Annotated in this window: 4 protein-coding genes and 1 pseudogene; 4 read left to right on the top strand and 1 reads right to left on the bottom strand. The window is 65.6% G+C overall.

The features are described 5' to 3' along the window. On the bottom strand, positions 1–838 hold an 838-nt coding region (gene mutY / locus NMG80_RS05675), incomplete at its 3' end, for an A/G-specific adenine glycosylase (RefSeq protein ID WP_254017237.1). Between the two features lie 55 nt (positions 839–893). Between mutY and NMG80_RS05680 the strand changes: the two genes are divergently transcribed. The 4 genes and pseudogenes from NMG80_RS05680 to NMG80_RS05695 form a co-directional block, all read left to right on the top strand. Then, positions 894–1,394 carry a DUF721 domain-containing protein gene (locus NMG80_RS05680; RefSeq protein ID WP_254017238.1) on the top strand — a complete coding sequence of 167 codons (501 nt, stop codon included), beginning with the start codon at positions 894–896 and terminating at the stop codon, positions 1,392–1,394. 131 nt (positions 1,395–1,525) lie between these two features. After that, positions 1,526–2,272 carry a DsbA family protein gene (locus NMG80_RS05685; RefSeq protein WP_254017239.1) on the top strand — a complete coding sequence of 249 codons (747 nt, stop codon included), beginning with the start codon at positions 1,526–1,528 and terminating at the stop codon, positions 2,270–2,272. A gap of 117 nt (positions 2,273–2,389) precedes the next feature. Continuing rightward, positions 2,390–5,848, top strand: coding sequence for a chromosome segregation protein SMC (smc, locus tag NMG80_RS05690; protein WP_254017240.1), 3,459 nt, complete (start codon positions 2,390–2,392; stop codon positions 5,846–5,848). A 72-nt stretch (positions 5,849–5,920) separates the two neighbouring features. Then, positions 5,921–6,081 (top strand): annotated as a pseudogene (locus NMG80_RS05695) (NAD-dependent epimerase/dehydratase family protein); the annotation flags it as partial.

Here is a 6,081-nt window from a genome sequence, read left to right on the forward strand (position 1 = left end):
GGCCCTTATCCGCACGTTTGCGCAAAAGAACGGCGCCGTCATCACGTACGGCAACGAAGGCGGCCCCGCGCCGCAACGGTTTCTCACCCTTCGGCAGGCGGACAGGGAAGTGTTCGGCATCGCCGGAAATAATGGCACTGCAATCCTCGCGCAGCGGGCAGAGCCCGCAGCGCGGCCGCCGCGGCGTGCAGATCGTCGCGCCGAGATCCATCATCGCCTGGGCGAAATCGCCCGGTCTGGTCGCTGGAACCATGCGCTCGACATAAGTGCGTATGTCGCCCTTGGCTTCGCTCAGCGGCGTGACGATCGAAAACAGCCGGGAAACCACCCGCTCGACATTGCCGTCGACGACCGCGGCGGGCTGGTCGAAGGCGATCGCCGCGATCGCCGCCGCCGTGTAGGCGCCGATGCCGGGCAGCTCTCTCAAGCCAGCTTGCGTATCCGGAAACTTGCCGCCTCGCCGCGCGACGAGATCGGCGCAGGCCTTGAGATTGCGCGCGCGGGAATAATAGCCAAGCCCGGCCCAGGCCTTCATGACATCTTCGGTCGGTGAAGCGGCCAACGCCTCGATATCAGGCCATTTCTCGACAAAGGCCCGGAAATAGGATTTTACCGCTTCGACCGTGGTCTGCTGCAGCATGACTTCGGAAAGCCAGACCCGGTAGGGATCGGGCCGTATGCCGCGTGCCAACTCGCGCGGCGCAATCCGCCACGGCAAGTCGCGGTGATGCGCGTCGTACCAGGCGAGCAGGCGGGACGCGATCTCGCCGCTGTCTCCGGATGCGGCTTTGCCGCTGTCTCCGGATGCGGTCTTGCGGGTCTGGTCGTGCAGTGCCATTGATCGAGGACTGGCCTAACCGATGCATTGTGAAGGTCGTGACTGGAGAACGCACATGGCAGGGAAAAGGCCCTTCGGCAATCCCGTTCCGGTGAGTGATCTCGCAACCCAGATCCTCGATCCGGTGCTGCGCAAGCGAGCCGGCATGTCGATCGGGCTCGTCCAGTCATGGGAGGAGATTGCCGGGCCGCGGCTTGCCAGCCGTTCGCGCCCTGAAAAGATCCAGTGGCCGCGCCGCATGCATGAAGACGATCCGTTCGAGCCGGCGGTGCTGGTCGTCGCCTGCGACGGCATGGCGGCGCTCCATCTGCAGCACGAGACCGGCGAGATCATCAACCGGGTCAACGCCTTCCTCGGCTTCAACGCTATCGGCCGGATCAGAATCGTGCAAAAGCCGGTCACGGTTGACAAAGGGCGGCTTGAACCGAGCCTGCGGCCGCTGACCGCGGCCGAGAAGGTGAAGCTGTCAGGCACTGTCGGAATGATCGAGGATGATGGGCTGCGCGCCTCGCTGGAGCGGCTCGGCGCCACCATTCTCGGTCAAAAGAAAATATAATCTCGCGCTTTCGTGATCGCGTACCCAAGATTTGGCGATTGGAATGGGGACGGCGATGCCTTAATTCGCGCCAACTCTCGCCTTTTCTAGCCTTTGCATTGCAAAATCCAAACCATTGTCAGGTGATTCGTATGCCCCGTCTTTTGTCCCGCAGAAACCTCCTGTCGTCGCTGGCCGCCATTCCGGCGGTGGCTCTGCTCGCTGCATGCAGCGACTCGGGTGAGAAAGCCGTGGCGGAGGATGTGAAGCCTGCGGCCCCCGCCGACGCGATGAAGCCGGCCGATCCGGCGAAGCCGGCCGCTGCGGCCGCGGCCAAGGCGCCTGAGGCCCAGGGCACGGTGGACATGGCTGCCTTGCTGAAGCCCGGCACACTGCCCGACATGCAACTCGGCAAGGACGACGCGAAGGTCACCATCGTCGAATATGCCTCGATGACCTGCCCGCACTGCGCGCATTTCCATGAAACCACTCTCCCGGCGCTGAAGACGAAATACATCGATACCGGCAAGGCCCGCCTTATCCTGCGCGAATTCCCCTTCGACCCCAGCGCCGAGGCCGGTTTCATGCTGGCGCGCTGCTCCAAGGACAATTATTTCGCAATGGTGGACGTTCTGTTCAAGCAGCAGGCGAACTGGGCAGGTGTCGCCAATACCAAGGACGCCCTGCTGCAAATCTCCAAGATGGCCGGTTTTACACAGGAGTCGTTCGAGGCCTGCTTGACGGACCAGAAACTTCTGGACGATGTGAGGTCGGTCCAGAAGCGCGGCGCCGATGAATTCAAGGTCGACTCGACGCCGACCTTCTTTATCAACGGGAAGACCTACAAGGGGGCGCTGTCGATTGAGGAAATCTCGGCCATTATCGACCCTCTGCTTTGACGTTTCGGCAGCGCCGAAGCGGCTGCGCTTCGGCGTGCGCGACTTTTTGTTGCGCCGCGAGTTCTTGTCGCCAAACGGCGGAACATTTTTGCGGAACCCGCTTTTGGGGCGGCGCGAATGAAATTCTCGCGCCTTCGCCTGCTCGGTTTCAAGTCCTTCGTCGAACCCGGTGAGTTCGTCATTGAACGCGGCCTGACCGGCATCGTCGGGCCGAACGGCTGCGGCAAGTCGAACCTTGTCGAGGCACTGCGCTGGGTGATGGGCGAAAGCTCGTACAAGAACATGCGCGCGTCCGGCATGGACGACGTCATCTTTTCCGGTTCCGGAACGCGTCCGGCCCGCAACACCGCCGAAGTCACGCTTTTCCTCGACAACAGCGACCGTAGCGCGCCCTCGGCCTTCAACGACGCGGACGAGTTGCAGGTGTCGCGCCGCATCGAGCGCGAGGCGGGTTCGCTCTACCGCATCAACGGCAAGGAAGCCCGCGCCAAGGACGTGCAGCTGCTTTTCGCCGACCAGTCGACCGGCGCGCGCTCGCCCTCGATGGTCGGGCAAGGCCGCATCGGCGAGCTGATCCAGGCAAAGCCGCAGGCGCGCCGCGCACTGCTGGAAGAGGCGGCCGGCATTTCGGGTCTGCACACACGTCGCCACGAGGCGGAACTGCGTCTGAAGGCGGCCGAACAGAATCTGGAACGTCTGGACGACGTCGTCGGCGAGCTGGAAAGCCAGATCGAAAGCCTGAAGCGCCAGGCTCGCCAGGCCTCGCGCTTCAAGAACCTGTCGGCTGATATCCGCAAGGCTGAAGCGACGCTGCTGCATCTGCGCTGGACGCTGGCCAAGACGCAGGAAGGCGAGGCGCGCTCGGCGCTGGCGATCGCCACGGCACTTGTGGGCGACCGCGCCGCCGCCCAGATGGCCGCCGCCAGGGAGCAAGGGATCGGCGCCCATCGGTTGCCGGAACTGCGCGATGCGGAAGCCGCCGCCGCTGCCGCCTTCCAGCGCCTGTCGATCGCCAAGACGCAGATCGAGGAAGAAGCGGGTCGCATCCGCGCCCGCCAAGCGGAGCTCGACCGCCGGCTCCAGCAGCTCGATGGCGACATCGTCCGCGAGGAGCGAATGGTCCGCGACAATGCGGATATTCTTGAGCGCCTCGCCGCCGAAGAAGCCGCGCTCAACACCGAAAACGCCGGCGCCGCCGAGCGCGATGCCAGCACCCGCGCGGCGGTTGGACAGGCGGCGTCGACGCTTGCCGCCAGTGAAGCCAAACTCGCCGGGCTGACCGCCGAACGGGCGGAGGCCGCCGCCTCCCGCAACCAGATCGAACGGACGCTGCGCGACACCACGGAGCGCCGCGACCGTTTCGCCCGCCAACTCGCCGATGTCGACCGGGAATTGTCCGATATCGCCTCCAGAGTCGCCGGCTTGGCCGATCCCGCCGAGAAGCAATTTCTGGTTGAACAGGCGCTGGCGCTGCTGGAGGAAACCGAAGCCGCTGCGATTGCCGCCGAACAGGCTGTCGCCGAGGCGCGCGCGGCGGAGAGTGCCGCCCGCCCGCCGGTTCAGGATGCAAAGGCCGAGCTGGCGCGCATAGAAACCGAGGCCCGCACGCTGGCCAAGATCCTGAATGCCGCGAGCGGCGACCTCTTCCCGTCCGTGCTGGAGCAGATCAGCGTCGAGCGCGGCTACGAGACGGCGCTGGGCGCCGCCCTTGGCGAAGATCTCGACGTGCCGCTCGACCGCAGTGCGCCGGTGCATTGGGGCCAAAGCGAGGTTCAGCGCGACGACGCCGCTCTGCCCGAAGGTATCAAGAGCCTTGCCAGCGTCGTCCGCGCGCCGGCGCAACTGGCCCGCCGATTGGCGCAGATCGGCATCGTCGACGCTGCTGAGGGAATACGGCTGCAGGCGCAGCTTGCTCCAGGGCAGCGGCTGGTCAGCCGCGAAGGGGCGCTGTGGCGCTGGGACGGATTCACCGCGAGCGCCGACGCGCCGACCGCCGCCGCGCAGCGGCTGGCGCAGAAAAACCGGCTGGCCGAGCTCGACGCCGAGGCGGTCCACGCAACGCGCATCCTGCGCCAGGCCGAAGAGGCTCTTGCCCATGCCGAGCAGGCCCTTGCCCGAGAGAGCGAGGCCGAGCGCAAGGCCCGTCAGGCCGGGCGTGATGCCCAGCATGGGCTGGACGCCGCCCGCACCGCTCTGGCCGAGGCCGAGAAGGCCGGCGGTGAGCTGTCGAGCCGTCGCGCCGCGCTTGACGAGGCGCGCGCGCGCATCGTCGACAGCCATGAAGAGACGGCGGCGGCTTTCGCCGAGGCGGAGATGCTGCTGCAAAGCGCCCCCGATCTCGGTGATCTGCAGTTGCAGCTCGATCAGTCGGCGGCCAACGTCGCTCGCGACCGCGCCACCCTTGCCGATGCCCGCGCCGTCCATGAAGGCCTGAGGCGGGAAGCCGAAGCGCGCACGCGCCGCCTCGACGCCATCGGCGCGGAACGCCGCAACTGGCTGGAGCGCGCCGAAAACGCCTCGACGCAGATCGCCGCACTTGGCGAACGCAAGGCCGAGGCCGAAGCCGAACGCGAAAGGCTGGCCGATGCACCCGACGAGATCGACGCCAAGCGGCGCGCCTTGCTGTCGCAGCTTGCCGAGGCCGAAAGCCTGCGCCAGGCAGCCGGCGACCGGTTGCAGGAGGCGGAGAACAAGCAGTCCGAACTGGACAAAGCCGCGACATCAGCGATCCAGTCGCTGGCCGACGCGCGCGAAACTCGCGTCCGCGCCGAAGAGCGGCTGACGGCTGCCGACGAAAGACGGCTGGAGGTCGAGGCGCGCATCCAGGAGACGCTGAACACGCCGCCGCATCTGGTCATCCGCCACACCGGCCTGGAGGCCGACAGCCCGATGCCGGAGATGACTGAGATCGAGCGTCAGCTCGACCGGCTGAAGGTCGAGCGCGAGCGGCTCGGCGCCGTCAATCTGCGCGCCGAGGAAGAGCAAAAGGAACTGTCTGACCGGCTGGAGACCATCGTTTCAGAACGGGAGGACATCATCGAGGCCATCCGCAAGCTGCGGCAGGCCATTCAGAGCCTGAACCGCGAAGGCCGCGAACGCCTTCTGGCTGCCTTCGACGTGGTCAATGGCCATTTCCAGCGGCTGTTTTCGCATCTGTTCGGCGGCGGCACGGCGGAACTGCAACTGATCGAGTCCGACGACCCGCTCGAGGCCGGTCTCGAAATCCTTGCGCGGCCGCCCGGCAAGAAACCGCAGACGATGACGCTGCTTTCCGGCGGCGAGCAGGCCTTGACAGCGATGTCGCTGATCTTCGCCGTGTTCCTGACCAATCCCGCGCCGATCTGTGTGCTCGACGAAGTCGACGCACCGCTCGATGATCACAATGTCGAGCGTTTCTGCAATCTGATGGACGAAATGGCCGCCACCACCGAGACGCGCTTCGTCATCATCACGCACAACCCGATCACCATGGCCCGCATGAACCGGCTGTTCGGGGTGACCATGGCCGAGCAGGGCGTCAGCCAGCTCGTCTCGGTCGACTTGCAGGCGGCCGAGGCCCTGCGCGAGGCGAGCTGACGCGTCGACAGCACAGCTTGTCTGTAGCGCCTATCGGGCCTTTCGGCTAAAGCCAGAATTGGACTAGATTGTCCCTGGGGCCGGCCCGACATGGCCTATTGGATACTCACCAAGGCGATGCTCGAAGGCAAGCCGATCCGGGTGTTCAACAATGGCGAGATGTGGCGGGATTTCACCTATGTAGACGATGTGGTGAGAGCTGTCGTTGCCGTGCTCGACAAGCCGCCATCGGC

The organism is Mesorhizobium escarrei (assembly GCF_935825525.1).
Taxonomy (GTDB): domain Bacteria; phylum Pseudomonadota; class Alphaproteobacteria; order Rhizobiales; family Rhizobiaceae; genus Mesorhizobium; species Mesorhizobium escarrei.

Coding starts and splice junctions, on each gene's coding strand:
- NMG80_RS05680 (WP_254017238.1), top strand. CDS start 894: ATGGCAGGGAAAAGGCCCTTCGGCAATCCCGTTCCGGTGAGTGATCTC.
- NMG80_RS05685 (WP_254017239.1), top strand. CDS start 1,526: ATGCCCCGTCTTTTGTCCCGCAGAAACCTCCTGTCGTCGCTGGCCGCC.
- smc (WP_254017240.1), top strand. CDS start 2,390: ATGAAATTCTCGCGCCTTCGCCTGCTCGGTTTCAAGTCCTTCGTCGAA.